General features: G+C 65.9%; 15 protein-coding genes. 12 read left to right on the top strand and 3 right to left on the bottom strand.

The window, feature by feature from the left end; genetic code table 11:
• Positions 1-63: 63 nt before the first annotated feature.
• The gene (locus R3P95_RS04210) at positions 64-1,053 is read right to left on the bottom strand and encodes an LLM class flavin-dependent oxidoreductase (protein WP_317547381.1); all 990 of its coding nucleotides are present in this window, start codon (positions 1,051-1,053) and stop codon (positions 64-66) included.
• 232 nt (positions 1,054-1,285) lie between these two features.
• Here R3P95_RS04210 and eccCa point away from each other — a divergent pair, with 232 nt between their 5' ends.
• From eccCa to glmM, 8 genes are all read left to right on the top strand, one after another.
• Complete coding sequence (gene eccCa, locus R3P95_RS04205; protein ID WP_317547380.1) at positions 1,286-5,284, top strand: type VII secretion protein EccCa; 3,999 nt, start codon at positions 1,286-1,288, stop codon at positions 5,282-5,284.
• Entirely contained in the window at positions 5,281-6,735 is a 1,455-nt protein-coding gene (locus R3P95_RS04200) for a type VII secretion-associated protein (RefSeq protein ID WP_317547379.1), read from the top strand. The genes eccCa and R3P95_RS04200 overlap by 4 nt, the downstream gene beginning before the upstream one ends.
• A gap of 158 nt (positions 6,736-6,893) precedes the next feature.
• A complete protein-coding gene (locus R3P95_RS04195; protein WP_269594400.1) occupies positions 6,894-7,259 on the top strand; it encodes a WXG100 family type VII secretion target in 366 nt (121 codons plus the stop codon).
• Between the two features lie 64 nt (positions 7,260-7,323).
• On the top strand, positions 7,324-7,605 hold the full coding sequence (locus R3P95_RS04190) for a WXG100 family type VII secretion target (protein ID WP_068051312.1): 282 nt from the start codon (positions 7,324-7,326) through the stop codon (positions 7,603-7,605).
• Positions 7,606-7,702: 97 nt separating this feature from the next.
• On the top strand, positions 7,703-8,044 hold the full coding sequence (locus R3P95_RS04185; RefSeq protein WP_317547378.1) for a TraR/DksA family transcriptional regulator: 342 nt from the start codon (positions 7,703-7,705) through the stop codon (positions 8,042-8,044).
• 174 nt (positions 8,045-8,218) lie between these two features.
• Complete coding sequence (rplM, locus tag R3P95_RS04180; protein ID WP_037188282.1) at positions 8,219-8,662, top strand: 50S ribosomal protein L13; 444 nt, start codon at positions 8,219-8,221, stop codon at positions 8,660-8,662.
• A complete protein-coding gene (gene rpsI, locus R3P95_RS04175) occupies positions 8,659-9,183 on the top strand; it encodes a 30S ribosomal protein S9 (protein WP_032397516.1) in 525 nt (174 codons plus the stop codon). Before rplM ends, rpsI begins: the two co-directional genes overlap by 4 nt.
• A gap of 106 nt (positions 9,184-9,289) precedes the next feature.
• Positions 9,290-10,645 carry a phosphoglucosamine mutase gene (gene glmM / locus R3P95_RS04170; protein ID WP_317532241.1) on the top strand — a complete coding sequence of 452 codons (1,356 nt, stop codon included), beginning with the start codon at positions 9,290-9,292 and terminating at the stop codon, positions 10,643-10,645.
• 6 nt (positions 10,646-10,651) lie between these two features.
• On the opposite strand, the gene R3P95_RS04165 is transcribed toward glmM, so the two are convergent.
• Positions 10,652-11,692 carry an LLM class F420-dependent oxidoreductase gene (locus R3P95_RS04165; RefSeq protein ID WP_317547377.1) on the bottom strand — a complete coding sequence of 347 codons (1,041 nt, stop codon included), beginning with the start codon at positions 11,690-11,692 and terminating at the stop codon, positions 10,652-10,654.
• Positions 11,693-11,843: 151 nt separating this feature from the next.
• Here R3P95_RS04165 and R3P95_RS04160 point away from each other — a divergent pair, with 151 nt between their 5' ends.
• The 3 genes from R3P95_RS04160 to R3P95_RS04150 are packed head-to-tail and all read left to right on the top strand — an operon-like array spanning position 11,844 to position 14,274.
• Entirely contained in the window at positions 11,844-12,149 is a 306-nt protein-coding gene (locus R3P95_RS04160) for a type VII secretion target (RefSeq protein ID WP_317547376.1), read from the top strand.
• Positions 12,146-14,008 (top strand): hypothetical protein, encoded by a 1,863-nt coding sequence (locus R3P95_RS04155; protein WP_317547374.1) that lies wholly within the window; start codon positions 12,146-12,148, stop codon positions 14,006-14,008. Before R3P95_RS04160 ends, R3P95_RS04155 begins: the two co-directional genes overlap by 4 nt.
• On the top strand, positions 14,005-14,274 hold the full coding sequence (locus tag R3P95_RS04150; protein WP_317547373.1) for a hypothetical protein: 270 nt from the start codon (positions 14,005-14,007) through the stop codon (positions 14,272-14,274). Before R3P95_RS04155 ends, R3P95_RS04150 begins: the two co-directional genes overlap by 4 nt.
• A 12-nt stretch (positions 14,275-14,286) precedes the next feature.
• On the opposite strand, the gene R3P95_RS04145 is transcribed toward R3P95_RS04150, so the two are convergent.
• Positions 14,287-15,147: a dienelactone hydrolase family protein gene (locus tag R3P95_RS04145; protein ID WP_317547372.1), complete on the bottom strand. Its 861-nt coding sequence runs from the start codon at positions 15,145-15,147 to the stop codon at positions 14,287-14,289.
• A gap of 100 nt (positions 15,148-15,247) precedes the next feature.
• Between R3P95_RS04145 and glmS the strand changes: the two genes are divergently transcribed.
• The gene (gene glmS, locus R3P95_RS04140) at positions 15,248-17,110 is read left to right on the top strand and encodes a glutamine--fructose-6-phosphate transaminase (isomerizing) (protein ID WP_068051303.1); all 1,863 of its coding nucleotides are present in this window, start codon (positions 15,248-15,250) and stop codon (positions 17,108-17,110) included.
• Positions 17,111-17,118: the final 8 nt, after the last annotated feature.

Genomic DNA, 17,118 nt, shown 5'->3' with positions numbered 1-17,118 from the left:
CCTTACGACATCGCGGCGACAAGCAATTGCCCGTCGGGATCTGCCGGTGACGCGGCACCGCCGTCAGGCAGGAACCAGGTCACTCACCTGTGCGAGCAACTCGAACGAGTGAAGCCACGATGCGCGGTCGGACACACCGGACGCGACGATCAGCTCGTCCGCTCCCGTGCGTTCGGCGAAACGGTCGAGGTAGTCCTTCACCATGTCCGGAGTGCCGACGGCCGAGTACTTGGTCATCTTCGCGATCTGTTGGCCCGCAGGCGCTTCGAGGACCATGTCGGCTTCCTCGTCGGTGAAGGTCCGGCCGCGGCCGAGCAGGAGGCTGACGCGGCTGCGCTTGGTGCGGAGGAACTGGGCCTGTGCGTCGGCCAGAGAATCGGCCGCGATCACGTTGACGCCCACGATCAGGTGTGGCTCGGACAATTGAGCGGACGGCCGGAAGTCACGTCGGTAGATCTCGACGGCCTGCTCGAGAGCGTCGGGTGCAAAGTGTGAGGCGAAGGCATAGGGCAGGCCGAGTGCAGCGGCGAGCTGTGCGCCGAAGAGCGACGACCCCAGGATGTACAGCGGTACCTCGGTACCTGCGCCGGGAGTCGCGCTCACTCCGGGGATCAGAGACTCTTCCGACAGGTAGCCCTGCAATTCCTGGACATCCTGCGGAAAGCGATCGGCCGACGCGGGATCGCGCCGCATCGCCCGCATCGTCACCTGGTCACTGCCGGGTGCGCGGCCCAGCCCCAGATCGATCCGTCCCGGGTACAGCGTCGCCAAGGTGCCGAACTGCTCGGCGATGGTCAGCGGCGCATGATTGGGAAGCATGATTCCGCCGGATCCGAGCCGGATGCGCTCGGTGTGGGCAGCTACGTGCGCGATGAGAACCGACGTGGCCGACGACGCGATCGTCTTCATGTTGTGGTGCTCGGCGTACCAGATGCGTCGGTATCCCCAGTTCTCGGCATGCTGAGCGAGTGTGACGCTTGCATCGAAGCTGTCGCGGACTGTTTCGCCCTCGCCCACATGAGCGAGATCGAGGATGGACAGAGGTACGGACACGGTTGGGGCCAGCCTTTCGTTCGTCGAGCACGCGGCCGAAGAGCCGCATTCAATTGCAACGGTGTCGGGCAGCGTTCTATTTCTCGTCGGACGTACCGGTGGTCATGTCCGTCCGGGGTGGCGATGCCGACTGTGGACCGCCCCGTCTTCGATGCGTTAGCCTGTCGTCCTGCAGCCTCGGGGGGAGGCTGCCGCGATGCAGTTCTGGGGGCGTGGCCGTGGGGGCGGATCTATGAGTACCGTGCGCTTCGTTCGCGGTGCCCGACGGGAAGTGCCTCGATCTCCTGGTGGGGAAGTGACCCTGCAGCCGCCGCCCGAGATCCCACGCGCGGTGCCGGGCAATCTGCTGATGAAGCTGATGCCGCTGGTGATGGTTGCCGCGATGGTCGGGATGGTCGCGCTGATGTTCACCTCCGGCGCAGCGGCGAACCCGATGATGTTGATGTTCCCGGCCATGATGCTGATGTCCATGGTGGGGATGTTGGCCGGCGGCGGGAAGTCCGGCGGGGCGCGCACCGCCGAGGCCAACGAGGACCGCAAGGATTACCTCCGCTATCTCGATCAGCTCCGCCGCGACGTCGCGGAAACCGAACGCGCGCAGCGCCGAGCCCTCGAATGGAGCCACCCGGGCCCCGATACGTTGTGGTCGGTCGCCGGAACCGAGCGCATGTGGGAACGGCGACTGTCGGATCCGGATTTCGCTCACGTCCGAGTCGGCCTGGGGGATCAGCGGCTTGCCACTCGACTGGTTCCGCCCGAGACCGGGCCGGTGGAGGAACTCGAACCGGTTTCGGCGGTGTCCCTGCGTCGATTCGTGCGGGCGCATTCGGTGGTGCCCGCGCTGCCGACTGCGGTGTCACTGAGGGGGTTCGCGGCGCTGTCCGTAGCGGGCGACCGGGACGGTGCCCGCGCGATGGTGCGCGCGATGTTGGCCTCGCTGTGCACCTTTCACGGGCCCGACCAGGTCGCGGTCGCGATCGTCTGTGGTCCGGACACCGTGCAGCAGTGGGAGTGGGCCAAGTGGCTTCCACACACTCAGCACGACGTTCTGCGCGACGGGGCCGGGTCCGCTCGGATGATCTTCGGTAGTTTTCTCGAACTCGAGGGTGCGCTGGGCGACGTGCTGAGTGTGCGGAATCGATTTGCGCGTGGAGCTGTGCCGGTTGCCGGCGTCGTGCAGCTGGTGATCGTGGTGGACGGCGGGCTCCTCGACAACCGTTCGACCGATCTCACCGACACGGGCCTCGATTCCGTCACGATCATCGATCTGTCCGGCCTGTGCCCACGACTGGCTGCATCGCGTGGAATCCAGCTGTTCGTCGAGAACGGGTCGATCGGAGCGGTCAGCGGAACCACGGTCGAGGTGTTCGCCGTCGCGGATTCGATGAGCACCACGCAAGCACACGCCGTTGCGCGACGCCTGTCGCCGTACCGCGCGCCGTCGTCCTCGTCGGTCGTCGATGTGGTCGACGACGGCGGAGTTCGGATTTCGGGGTGGAACAGCCTGGTCGGTATCGCCGATGTGGGCGCACTCGACACGGACCGAGCGTGGACGATGCGCCGGGGACGCGAGAGGCTGCGGGTACCGATAGGTGTCGCCCCCGACGGCAGTGCTGTCGAGATCGACCTGAAGGAATCCGCCGAGAACGGTATGGGGCCGCACGGATTGTGCATCGGCGCAACGGGTTCCGGTAAATCCGAGTTTCTTCGTACGCTGGTGCTCGGCTTGGTGTCGACTCACTCGCCGGAACAGCTGAACCTGGTGCTCGTCGACTTCAAGGGCGGCGCGACGTTCGCGGGTCTCGAATCGGCACCGCACGTGGCCGCGGTCATCACCAACCTGTCCGAGGACTTGGCGTTGGTGGATCGAATGCGCGATGCGTTGGCCGGCGAAATGAACCGGCGGCAGGAGTCGCTGCGCTCGGCCGGCAACTTCGCGAACGTCTCCGACTACGAGAGGGCGCGCGCCGGGGGAGCGGATCTGGCACCGATGCCCGCCCTGTTCGTGGTGGTCGACGAGTTCTCGGAATTGCTCAGTCAGCAACCCGAATTCGCCGAGTTGTTCGTCGCGATCGGTCGGCTCGGGCGCTCGCTGCACATGCACCTGCTGCTGGCCAGCCAGCGCCTCGAAGAAGGAAAACTACGCGGTCTCGACAGTCATCTGTCGTACCGAATCGGTCTGAAGACGTTCTCCGCGAACGAGTCTCGTTCGGTGCTCGGGGTTCCGGACGCGTATCACCTTCCTGCTCAGCCGGGTGCGGGCTATCTCAAGTGCGACTCGGCCGAGATCGTCAGGTTCGCTGCGGCATACGTCTCCGGTCCTTACTCGCCGCCGCGTTCCGGTCCTGGCGCGCGGCCCTCGCTCGGCAGTGACATCAGGCCGAAGCCCTTCACTGCCTACGCGGTACCACTCGATTCCATCGATGTCGGCCGGATCGAGGCTGCCACTGCGCCGGCGGCAGAACTGGATCCGGTCGACTCCGAGAGCACCGGTGCGACGGTGCTCGACGTGGTCGTCGGACGAATTCAGGGTCGGGGAATTCCGGCCCACGAGGTGTGGTTGCCGCCGTTGGACACCGCACCGACGTTGAACCGGTTGCTGCCCGGATCGGTTCTGACGGAGCGGATCGGTCCGCTCAGCACCCTCCGCGCCCCGATCGGGATCATCGACCGGCCTTTCGATCAGCGCCGCGATCTGCTGACCGTCGATCTGTCCGGTGCTGCGGGCCACGTCGCCATCGTCGGTGCCCCGCAATCGGGCAAGTCGACGGCGCTTCGGTCGTTGATCCTGGCGCTCGCGATGACGCACTCGCCCGCGCAGGTCCAGTTCTACTGCTTGGACTTCGGCGGCGGAACGCTGGCCGGGTTGGCCGATCTGCCGCATGTCGGATCGGTGGCCAATCGGCTCGACGTCGATCGGGTTCGGCGCACCGTGGCCGAAGTCGCCGGCGTCGTTCGGCAGCGAGAGAGGACGTTCCGTGATCGCGGGATCGACTCGATGGCCGAGTTCCGACGGCGACGTGCAACGCAACCCGTCGACCCGGAGGATCGATTCGGCGACGTCTTTCTCGTCATCGACGGTTGGCCGTCGATCAGGTCCGATTTCGAGAGTCTCGAACAGCAGATCGCCACTTTGACGTCGCAGGGCCTCGCCTTCGGTTTGCATCTGATCCTCACCGCATCGCGGTGGGCGGAAGTTCGGCCCGCGACCAAGGACCTGATCGGCACCCGATTGGAACTGCGGCTCGGTGACCCGTCGGATTCGGACATGGGTCGCGCCAAGGCGGCGAGCGTTCCCGAGGGGCGGCCGGGCCGGGGCATGACCAGGGACGGACTACATCTGCTGATCGCACTTCCGCGAGTGGACGACGTCTGTTCCGTCGACGACCTGTCTCGCGCAGTCGGTGAGTCGGTCGCCGCGATCGCGGCTGCATCTGCGGGAACTCCAGCGCCGCCGGTGCGGATGCTGCCGGAGTTGCTCGAACGATCAGCGGTGCTCGATCAGCTTGGTGATGCGTGGCCACGAACCCGTGGCGGCATTCCTGAGCTCGCAGTTCCCATCGGCATCGACGAGGCCGAATTGGCACCGGTGGTGGTCGATTTCGCGGAGAATCCACATTTCGTAGTGTTCGGTGACAGCGAGTGCGGTAAGACTTCCTTGTTGCGCGGAATCTGTCGATCGCTCGTCGAGGCGAACTCGCCCGACAGCGTCAAACTCATCGTCGCCGACTACCGCCGAACTCTGCTCGGCACCGTCGATTCCGAGCATCTGGCCGGGTACGCGGCCTCGCAGGCGACGCTGACCGCCATGCTCGTCGACCTCGCCGGCCGCATGGCCGATCGCATGCCAGGAGCAGACGTGACCCAACAGCAGCTTCGCGAGCGGTCGTGGTGGAACGGCCCCGAGGTGTTCGTCGTCGTCGACGATTACGATCTGGTTGCCACGTCGTCGGGAAATCCGTTGGTCCCGTTGGTGGAACACCTTCCTCATGCGCGGGACATCGGGCTGCACGTCATCGTGGCGCGTCGTTCGGGCGGGGCAGGCCGGGCGCTGTTCGACCCGGTGATCGGACGGTTGCGCGATCTGGTGACGCCGGGACTGGTCATGAGCGGAAGCCGCGACGAGGGGAACCTGCTCGGGACGGTCCGTCCCAGTGCCATGCCACCCGGACGCGGGGTCTTCGTCGACCGCTCCGGCCAGTCGCTCGTCCAGCTCGGACATTCGAGTTGACGGGCCACTCGTGGCGGTATGCCGCAGTGCATCTGGGCTACACGGAAATTTCCGTCGTTGCCACGGGCGCAGCCTTCGAGGGGCCGAGAGAGAGCGTCGGATCGGCGTTCGCCATCGAGGAGGGTGGCCGATTGGTGTTCGGCCGGGGCGCAGCCGGAGACGAGATACCGCCGCTGCTCTGTATCGACGATGCGTCGATCCCGGTCGGGACCACGGTGTGGGATCGAGAGGTGGTGTTCCACGGAATCGTGTGGTCGGCCCTGCACGGTGCCGGCGTACACGACCGACTCGACGTGCTCGAGATCGCGTATCCGTCGACCTGGGGCGAGGAACGTGTGGGCATCGTTCGCGCGATGTTCGCGACCTCGGCAAACGAGGTGGTGCTCGTGGAGACGGCCGAGGCCGCCGTTGCGTCGTCGGGTGAACGGGCACCGTCGGCCGCGGTGGTCGTCGAAGTCGGAGCTCTCGATACGTCCGTCGTCGTGCTCGACGAGTCGGGGGCGCACGGCGAAGACACCGGCGCGATCCTTCCGTTCGGCATCGGTGACGACGATGCGTGGCGACGAGCGGTCGGGGAATGCGTTCGGTCGTCGATCACGCGCTGCCCCGATGAGGTGTACGTGGTGGGGGCGCCCATCGGAGCGGATCCCGTCGTCGATCACCCCACGCAATGGCTGACCGGTCTCGATGTCGCCGGATCGCTGTATCGGCGAGCCGGGGCGGATCTCGTCCCGGCACCGTCGGTACGTGCCGCGACGACGCGATCGGCGGCATGGCTCGACGACGTCGCCGCGCCGCCGCGGTCCCGGGAGAAAAGACGTCGCCCTTTGTTCGCAGCCGTGGGTGCCGTGGCGGCGATCCTCGTATTCGTCTGCGCAGCTGTGTATTTCGCCGGACAGTCTCCAATAGAGCCGGATGGTACTGCAGCGCAACCGTTTTCGCCGGTCGTGGTCCCGAGTGCTACATCCTCGTCCGTAGCCGCACCGCTACCGACCACGACAGCGGATGCGCCACCGCCGGTCGAGACGGTCACCTTCGTGTCCGGGCGGGTGTCGATGCAGTTGCCGAGCACCTGGACGAAGCTGGACGACCCCGACCGCATGGTGCTGATTCCACCGACCCCGCCCGAGCGTCGGATCGTCGTCACCGTGGCGGACCTGTTGCCGGGCTCGACGCAGGAGCAGGTCGCTGCCGAGCTCCGGTCGGCCGTCGATGCCCGTGGGCCGGATTCGACCATCGGATCTCTCGAATCCACACGAGATTTCGGCGGCCGCGTCGGAATCGCCTACACCGAGAGGCCGATCGACGATTCGACGGTGCTGTGGCGGGTGTTCGTCGAATCCGACCTGCAGGTCAGCATCGGTTGTCAGTTCGAGGGAGGCGACGCGGCGGTGATCGACGTCGAATGCGGGCAGGCAACGCAGACTTTGGACATCGTTCCGGCCTCGTGAGAGCGGCCCACATTTTTCGCGCACGGCCGGAACCGAATCGAGGGGTCGTTGCGTCCAAGGAGATGTAGGGGAGTGAGCGGGCCGACAGTGGCCTCTCGGTCGAGCAGCACGTGCGCCGCGGGTGCAGGTGAATCGAGTATCGAAGACAAGGAGTCGAAGTGGGATATCCAGGGGGACCGGAATCTACGGGTTCGTCGAACGGCGTCACGGTCACGCCGCAGGAGCTCATGGCTGCCGGAGCCACGATCGAAGGCCTGAGCGTGTCGATCAACGCGTCCAATTCGGCCGTTCGCTCGATCGTCGAGCAGACCGCCGAGGCGTGGGTCGGCAAGGCGGGCAAATCGTTTCAGGACGTGATGGCCCAGTGGGACACCAGTGCGCAGAAGATGCGCAGTGCGCTCGAACAGATCTCCGCGGACATCAAGACCAACGGCCACGGCTACTCGGACGCCGACGACGACAACGTGTCGGCCGTGAACCAGGTGGCCGGATCCCTGAACTCGGGACTGTCCTCGTTCAAGTGACGGCGCATCCGGTGACCACACGACAACTCACACGACCACGCTCGACCAAGGAGACCGATCCGATATGAAATACGACTTCGCGCAGATCGCGGCGCTGACAGAGGCGATGAACAAGCAGGCGAACGTGACCAAGGACCTCCTCGGGGACGTGGACAGCACCGCGAAGCGGCTCTACCAGTCGTGGGAGGGCGACGCGATGACGTCCTACTACGAGCTGCAGCGTCAGTGGAATTCTGCATCCGACGAGCTCAACCTCATTCTGTCGAGCCTCGTCGCAGCCGCCCGTACCGGTGGCGAGACGATGCACGGCGTCGAGATGGCCAACAAGGCGCGGATGGCTCGCTGACCGGTCTCGACACCACGCATCTGCCCCGACCGAGAACATCGGTCGGGGCAGACGTCGTTTCGTCGCACGCCGGTCCGTCGCGGTGTCTACTGGAGTGGTGACGGACTTCGCAGCAGTACTCGGGACGGAGCGGTCGCGCTCCCTGCATCGTCTCGAGTCGCTTCGTGGCGAACTCGCGTCGGTGATCGAGGGATCGCGGCTCACCACCGACGACGACGAGCACGATCCCGAGGGATCGACGATCGCGTTCGAGCGGGCGAAGATTGCGGCGCTGATCACCGACACCGAATCCGAGATACGCGAGATCGACGCGGCGGTTTCACGGCTCTCGGCCGGCACGCACGGCTTCTGCGAGCGGTGCGGTGGTGAGATTCCGGCGATCCGGCTCGAGGCGCTACCCGCTGCCCGTCGGTGCGTGCAGTGTGTGCGCCTGCGCTGACGAGCGGAGGCGTTTTGACCTGGGCGTCCGCTCCCGGTATCGTTCCCCGTTGGCGTGTATGGGCTCGCCGCGTATTAACGTGCGTATCGAGCTCTTGTCCTCGGGTCTCAACTGGCCGCCGAGGGCATCCACACGTCTTGGCCAGCAGCGACATCATGAAGACAGGAATTTTCTGTGTCTACTTACGCCCCGAAGGCCGGGGACACCACCCGGACGTGGCATGTGATCGACGCCACGGACGTCGTGCTCGGACGCCTCGCCGTCCAGGCCGCGACACTGCTCCGCGGTAAGCACAAGCCCACCTACGCACCCAACGTCGATGGCGGCGACTTCGTCGTCATCATCAACGCCGAGAAGGTTGCCATCAGCGGCAACAAGCTCGACGGCAAGTTCCACCACCACCACTCCGGCCATCCGGGCGGTCTGAAGTCGCGCTCGACCCGTCAGGTCCTCGAGAGCAACCCCGATCGTCTCGTGGAGAAGGCCGTCGTCGGCATGATCCCCAAGAACAAGCTCGGTAGTGCCATCGCGAGCAAGCTGAAGGTCTACGCGGGACCGAACCACCCGCACGCCGCTCAGCAGCCCGTTCCGTTCGAGATCAAGCAGGTGTCCCAGTGACGGCGCCGGAGGGAAATGACGTGACGTCGCAGGAGAACATCGAAGAGATCGCCGCCGACGAGTTCGTGGCAGTCGAAGATCCCGAGGTCGTCTCGGACATCGAAGCCGCAGCCGCTCCGGCCCCGATCGTGTTCGATCGCCCGATCCAGACCGTCGGTCGCCGTAAGGAAGCCGTCGCTCGTGTTCGGTTGTCCTCGGGCACCGGCGGATTCAAGCTCAACGGCCGCACCCTCGAGGATTACTTCCCGAACAAGGTGCACCAGCAGCTGATCAAGGCTCCTCTCGTTCTGGTGGACCGCGCGGAGTCCTTCGACATCGTCGCACTGCTGCACGGTGGCGGACCGTCGGGACAGGCAGGCGCACTGCGTCTGGCCATCTCGCGCGCACTGATCGAACTCGCACCCGACGATCGCCCGCCGCTCAAGGCCGCGGGCTACCTCACGCGTGACGCGCGTGCAGTCGAGCGCAAGAAGTACGGCCTGAAGAAGGCCCGTAAGGCGTCGCAGTACTCCAAGCGCTGACGCGTCTTACTCGTTTCATCCTCGAGGGCAGGCATCCAGCAGTATCGGACGCCTGCCCTCGAGGCGTTTCCCACCACATTCTCTCCGCTCGAAGGGTTCTTGGTTCATGGCGCGATTGTTCGGCACCGACGGAGTTCGCGGACTGGCAGGCGGGGTTCTGACCGCAGAACTGGCGTTGACGATCGCGCGAGCCGCAGCCGCCGTGTTGGCACCGAACGTCGACGGCGTCAGGCGGGTGGCAGTGGTCGGTCGTGATCCGCGCATCAGTGGGGCAATGCTGAGCGCAGCCGTGTCCGCGGGACTGACCGCATCGGGTGTCGACGTGATCGACGTCGGAGTTCTCCCCACGCCTGCGGTTGCCTACCTCACCGCCGAATACGACGCGGCGCTCGGCGTGATGATCTCGGCGTCTCACAATGCGATGCCCGACAACGGAATCAAGATCTTCGCCGCAGGCGGACACAAGCTGGACGACGACGTCGAAGACCGGATAGAAGCTGCCCTCGATCCCGAGGGGCGCTCCCGGAACAACGCACAGCCCTACGACGCCACCGGTGCCGCGATCGGCCGAATCGACGTCGCGCACGACGCGGCAGCCCGCTACACCGAGCATCTCGCTTCGTCGGTGTCGCATCGACTCGACGGCGTGACCGTCGTGGTGGATTGCTCGCACGGTGCCGCCTCTGTCGTCGGGCCCGAGATCTACCGACGGGCCGGTGCGACGGTCGTGGCAATCAATGCAGAACCCGACGGCATCAACATCAACGACGGGTGCGGGTCGACGCACCTGGAGGGATTGCAGAAGGCCGTCGTGGAGCACGGTGCCGACCTCGGTATCGCGCACGACGGAGACGCAGACCGTTGTCTCGCCGTCGATGCGTCGGGTTCCGTGGTGGACGGCGACGCGATCATGACGGTGTTGGCCATCGCGATGCACGACGCCGGCCACCTGACCGACGACACGTTGGTCGCAACGGTGATGAGCAACCTCGGTCTGCACATTGCGATGCGCGAGGCCGGAATCACGTTGCGTACCACCGCGGTCGGAGATCGATACGTGCTCGAGGAGCTACGCCGCGGCGGGTTCGCGCTCGGGGGTGAGCAGAGTGGACACGTCGTGCTGCCCGCAGTCGGAACGACCGGAGACGGAATTGCCACTGCCCTGCGACTGATGGAGCGGATGGCGCAGACCGGGCGGTCCCTCGCGGACCTGGCGTCGGCGATGCGGACACTGCCGCAGGTTCTGATCAACGTCCGCGTGTCGGACAAAGCAGCGGTGGCGTCCGCACCGTCGGTATCGGACGCCGTCGCGTCGGCCGAGCGTGAACTGGGGGAATCGGGTCGAGTTCTGTTGCGCCCCAGCGGTACCGAACAGTTGGTGCGGGTGATGGTGGAAGCGTCCGAACTCGACGTCGCGACCCGGCTCGCCGAAGAGCTGGCGGGCCGGGTCGCGTCGGTCTGACGTTTCTCAGGCCGTCAGTTCGCGCAGTGCGGTCAGCTGCGCGACGCGACCTGCGGTGTTCTCGGCGAGCGGCGCGACATTGAGGGTGGTGACACCCGCTTCGGCGAAGGCTGCGACCCGCTCCTTGACGAAGCTTTCCGGGCCGATGAGGTTGACCGCGCGCGCGAGCTCGTCGGGAACTGCCGCTGCGGCCTCGTCCTTCTTGCCGGCCAGGTAGAGGTCCTGGATCTTCTCGGCCTCGGCCTCGTATCCGTATCGCTGAGCCAGGGAGTTGTAGAAGTTCTTGCCCTTGGCTCCCATGCCGCCGATGTACAGCGCCAGATGTGGCTTGACCCAGGGGAGGTACTTCTCTGCGTCCTCGCCGATCGCCAGCGTCGGACTTGCGAAGACCTGGAGTTCGCCGAGTGACGGGTCACGCTTGGCCTTGCCTGCTGCGAGGGAATCGCCCCACACGTCGGCGGCCTTCTCCGGGAAGTAGAAGATGGGCTGCCAGCCTTCGGCGATCTCGGCGGTGAGTTCGACGTTCTTGGGGCCCAGTGCGGCAATGACGACCGGAATGCGATCGCGCACAGGGTGATTGATCAGCTTGAGCGGCTTGCCCAGACCGGTTCCCTGGTCGGCCGGCAGCGGGATCTGATAGTGCTTGCCCTGATACTGCACCTTCTCGCGACGCCAGACCTGGCGGCAGATCTCGATGACCTCGCGGGTTCTGGCGATCGGTGCGTCGTACTTGACGCCGTGGAAGCCCTCGACGACCTGCGGTCCCGATGCGCCGAGCCCGAGCACGAATCGGCCCTCGGAGACGTAGTCGAGACCGGCGGCGGTCATGGCGGTCAGTGACGGTGTCCTGGTGTAGATCTGGAAGATGCCGGACGCGATCTTGATCGTGCTCGTCTTGGCCGCGAGGAATCCGAGTTGGCTGACGGCGTCGAACGAGTAGGCCTCGGGCACGAAAATGATGTCGAGACCTGCCTTCTCGAGCTCGGCGACCTCGGCAACGGTCTCGTTGAAACCACCGCTGTAGTTCAGCATCGTTCCGATGTGCATGGGACTCCTCGTTCGGTGAGTAGCTGGTGCAGCCACTTCAGGTACCTGTTACGGACATTTCACATCGGGACGTTACCGCTCCCTGGGGAACCGATGTGAGTCGGCGCACGTCATAGTGAGAAAGGGGTACTCGGAGGGGGAACGGGAACGTATGAGCGACGGAGTTCTGGTGGACGCGGACCGGGTTCGCGGGGTGGCAGATGCACTGGTGTCGTCGGCGGAAGTGCTCGGTGACGCCGCCGATTCCGTCGCCGACGCAGGCTTCGGCGCAGCCGGGGCCGGACGGAACTACGGTGACCTGGGCGCTGCGTACTCCCAGGCGTACCTCGGGCTCGGGCGTGCCGTCGGCGCATGGCGGTCCGCGGTCGACGACATTGCCGATGCCCTCACCACCGCGATGAACGAGTACGAGCAACAGGACGACGCCACCGCGTACGCGATCGAGTCACCCCGGTGACACCTCCTTCGGCCTCGTCCGGTGACAGGGCGTCGATAGACGAGATTCTCGATGCGAACGCCGAAGGATTGCTGTTCTTCGAGCGCTTTCTGCCAATGGTCGGCCGTGTCCCGGGCGTCGAGGTTCCGCAGTATCAGGACATGTGCGCCAGGTACGACGAGCAGCGTGGGCTGAACCTCGGTGCGCTCGGACACGATGCAGACGCCGTGGGGACGGTGTCCGCAGTACTTGCCGATCAGCTCGAGGAGCAGATTCAGCTTCGCCGTGTCCTGCAGTTGCGTTGGCACGGTGAGGCGGGGGATGCCGTGCAGACCTATCTTTCGGCCGAACAGGAAAAGGCTTCCCAGTTCCTCGCGTCGATCGAAGATTCTCACCAGACGATGTGTGCGGCCGTCGACGTTCTCCGTGACGCAGTGACCGACAAGGCCGAGCTCGTCGGCGGCCTCGACACCGACCTGGTGGACGGCAAAGACGTCGACCAGATCGATGCGATTCTGCTTGCGTCGGGAATCGAGTGCCTGCCGGTCGATCGAGAGTCGGTGTTCCCACGATTGGCGTCTGCGTTCGAGGATCTGAACGACGGTGTGCGCAGCGGCGATGTCTCCGACGAGTTCGCTGCCGAGGCGACCGAACGCTGCGGGCGCTGGATCGACACCGAGTTCGTTCCGCGGGTGCAGGGCACGTGCGAGGCCGTCCTCGCAGCATGTACCGCCACGGACACCGCCGTCAGAGACTGTCTGAAGTTGGTGGTGGACATTCTGGGCAGTGTCCACGAGCCTTCGTTCGGCGGACTCGACGAGCGCAGTTGGGCACTCGAGCCCGGTACAGCAGCGCCGTGGACGGGGCCCGACAGCTCTTCGGTAGACCCGGCTCCTGCCGGGATCGGTTCCACGCCTGCCGGTTCCGGACCCGGACCAGCTGTCGGGCCCGCAGCTGTCGCGTCGCCAGCTGTCGCGTCGCCAGCTGTCGGCCCGGCCGTCTCGCCACCCGGCGGCAACGCACTCGCCGGATCGGACAGCGTGGATCCGGCCGAATCCCTGGTCGCCGACGGTCGTGTCGTCGATCAATTGGGGGATTCTCTGGACGGACTCGTGGATCGAGTCGTCGCCGAGATCGCCGACCGTGTCGACGACGCGCTGACCGAGACGATCGACAGCGGAGATCTCCAGGGCTCAGGCGATACCGCAGTCGACAGCCGGACAGGTGACGAGAACACCGAGGAAGCTTCTCCGGACGTGAGCGGCGATCGGCCACCCGAGTCGGTTCCGTTGCCGCAGCCCGGGCAGTCGTGGTCCGAGGCCGGCGACGAACGCGGCCATCTCGAGGCCGAGCTCGACGGGCATCGCGCTCGCATCGCACTCGAACACGACGGCACGGTGTCTCTCGAACTCGAGACTCCCGGACTCGGAACTCGCTCTTTCGAGCTCGGAATCGGACCGCTCGGCCTACCTCAGATCGTCGAGGTCCCCGGTGTCGTCGACGCGGTGGACGCGCCGGCCCCAGCTGCAGCGTTGCAGTCCGAACCGGAACCCCCGTCCGAACCGGAACCCACGTCCGAACCGGAACCCCCGTCCGAACCGGAACCCACGGCAGAATCCGTCGCGGCGGAGGAACCTGTACAGGCGGCGGAACCGGTGCCATCCGCCGAACCCGTGCCATCTGCGGAACCGGTGCCGGCTGCCGAACCGGCACCCACGTCCGAATTCGACTCGGATGCATCGGTGCAGTGCACGCCGGAGTCACCCGACATCGAGCAGCCTGCTGTGCAGCATCCGGTGGTTGCGGATCGACCGGTCACCGATCCGCAACCCGCAGACACCGGTAGCGGCGCGGGCCTCAGTGAAGCAGGGGAGCTGTGAGCACCGACAGTGGGTGGCGTCGGGAGTTGCATCGAATACGCGATGAGCACCGCATCGCGATGGGGCGGGCGGCGGAGACGTTGAGTCGGGCACAGGCTCCGGCAGTCGACCGAGGCGGACGGATTTCAGCAGAGGTGAGCGGAGCGGACTCCGACGTCGAGCCAGGGTCGGGCTCGGTGCTGCAACCGGCTCATCTCGACCAGCGAGAGCCCCCACCGCACGTCGAGACCGAACCCGACGAACGGCCGAGGTCCTGGCTGGTCTGACAACAGCCGGGACTAGCCCCGTCCGAGCAGCGCCTTGATCGACGCAGACGCCTTGGGCTTGGGCTGCGCGTCGAGAGGCGCGTGTGGATCAACAGCTCTGGTGCCGTCGATCTCGCCGGTCGATCCGGCCAGTTCCTCGTAGTCGAAGTCACCGGTCAGATGGAACAGCAGGAAGGCCGTCAGGACGGCGCGGGTGCGCTGCTGAGTCTTGCGGTCGGGCTTGTTGATACCGAGTGCGCCGAGAATCCGGCGACCCTCGACGAAACCGTCCGCGGTCGAGCCGTCGACTCGTCGCAGGATGGACGGCCCGTTCCAGGCCTGGGCGAGCGCGAGCGAGTTGTCGGTGAGCGAATCGGCGTTCGAGTTGTCTCCGACGACGAGTCCCGGCACGGAAAGGCCGGCTGCGGCGTCCTCGGACGAGGGCGCAGTCGGTGCGGGGAACAGCGCGGCGACGGCCTTGATGTCCGATCGTCGGGAAGCGGCGAGCACTGCGGTGCCTGCACCCATCGCGTGGCCCGCCGTGGCGAGTTTGTCCGGATGCACGCTGATGTTGCCTGGGCCCAGTCGAACGCCCGTCATGATGTCGAGCACAGTGCCCAGATCGGTGGCGAGGCCGCGATGAGACGGTACGAGACCGTGCTCGGTGTCCGGTGCCGCAACCACGATGCCCCAGGACGCGAGATGCTTCAGGGTGTCGGTGTAATGACTGGGACGCAGCATCCAGCCGTGTGCGAAGGCGACGCCGGGCAGGCCGTAACCCTCGGCTGGGGTGTAGACGACACCGGGTTGCCCGGCGAGGGCCAGGTCGCCTCGCAGCACCTTGTGCGGGCCGCGCTTGGAGAGAGCAGATGCCAGCTTCTTCGGTTTCGCCACGAGAGATGACGCTACCGAACCGCGGCGCGTCAGGGGGACACCGGACACGTCAACCTGAGCGAATGGGTCGTGCGCGCCCCGCCGAGTACCCTGATTGTCCATGTGCGGAATCGTGGGTTACGTCGGCCACCGCCCAGCTCTGGGTGTGGTGGTCGAGGCGCTTCGGCGTATGGAATATCGGGGTTACGACTCCGCGGGCATCGCCATTCTCGACGGTGCGGGAGCGACAGCCGTCGAGCGCAAGGCGGGTCGACTGGCGAATCTCGAAGCCGAACTGGACGACATCGGTACCGATACGTTCGTCGGCACCACCGGAATGGGTCATACCCGGTGGGCGACACACGGCCGTCCCACCGACCGCAACGCCCATCCGCATCGGGACGCGTCCGGAACGGTCGCGGTGGTGCACAACGGCATCATCGAGAACTTCGGACCGCTGCGTGCCGAACTGGAAGCGGTCGGGATCGAGTTCCTCTCCGATACCGACACCGAGGTCGCGGTGCACCTGGTCTCGCGTGCTTACGCCGATGGCCCGACCGCGGGCGATTTCGTGGCCAGCGCGAAAGCAGTTCTGCGTCGTCTCGAGGGTGCGTTCACCCTGGTGTTCACCCATTCCGATCATGCAGACACGATCGTCGCGGCGCGCCGCTCCACGCCATTGGTTCTCGGCGTCGGCGAGGGCGAGATGTTCCTCGGGTCCGATGTCGCTGCCTTCATCGAGCACACTCGCAACGCTGTCGAACTCGGCCAGGACCAGGTCGTCGTCATCACCGCCGACGGCTACGACATCAGCGATTTCGAGGGCAACGAGGCGCAGGGGCGTCCGTTCCGAATCGATTGGGATCTGGCAGCCGCCGAGAAGGGCGGCCACGACTACTTCATGCTCAAGGAAATCCAGGAGCAGCCCGCGGCGGTGGCGGACACGTTGCTCGGCCACTTCGACAACGGTCGAATCGTGCTCGACGAGCAGCGACTGTCCGATCAGGAACTGCGCGACGTCGACAAGGTGTTCGTCGTGGCCTGCGGTAGCGCGTACCACTCGGGCCTGCTCGCCAAGTACGCGATCGAGCACTGGACCCGGCTTCCGGTCGAGGTGGAACTGGCCAGCGAGTTCCGCTATCGCGACCCGGTTCTCGATCGATCGACCCTGGTCGTCGCCATCTCGCAGTCCGGCGAGACTGCGGACACTCTCGAAGCGGTTCGGCACGCCAAGGATCAGAAGGCCCGGGTTCTCGCGGTGTGCAACACCAACGGCTCGCAGATTCCGCGTGAGGCCGACGCCGTCCTCTACACGCGTGCCGGTCCGGAGATCGGCGTCGCGTCGACCAAGGCCTTTCTCGCGCAGGTGACCGCGAACTATCTGGTCGGGTTGGCGTTGGCGCAGGCTCGCGGCACCAAGTATCCCGACGAGGTCGCGCGTGAATTCGCCGAACTCGAAGCAATGCCCGAGTTGGTGCAGCGGGTGCTCGAGACTGTCGAACCTGTTCGGGCGCTCGCACGAGAGCTCTCGACGGCCACGACCATTCTGTTCCTCGGCCGACACGTCGGGTACCCGGTTGCGCTCGAAGGCGCGCTCAAGCTCAAAGAACTCGCGTACATGCACGCGGAGGGATTCGCAGCGGGCGAGCTCAAGCACGGACCGATCGCGCTGATCGAGGACGGTGTCCCGGTGATCATCGTGATGCCGTCGCCGAAGGGTCGTGCGGTGTTGCACTCGAAGATGCTGAGCAACATTCGCGAGATTCAGGCTCGTGGTGCGCGAACGGTCGTCATCGCCGAAGAAGGCGACGAAGCCGTACGGCCTTTCGCCGACGATCTCATCGAGATCCCGGCAGCCTCGACGCTGTTGCAACCCCTTCTGTCGACGATTCCGCTGCAGGTGTTCGCCGCCGAGGTCGCGCAGGCGCGCGGCTACGACGTGGACAAGCCGCGCAACCTGGCCAAGTCCGTCACCGTCGAGTAGCGCTCGGC

Source organism: Rhodococcus cercidiphylli (assembly GCF_033042225.1).
Taxonomy (GTDB): Bacteria; Actinomycetota; Actinomycetes; order Mycobacteriales; family Mycobacteriaceae; genus Rhodococcoides.
The sequence above is the reverse complement of the archived record's forward strand: the minus strand, read 5'-3'. Positions and strand labels throughout refer to the sequence as shown.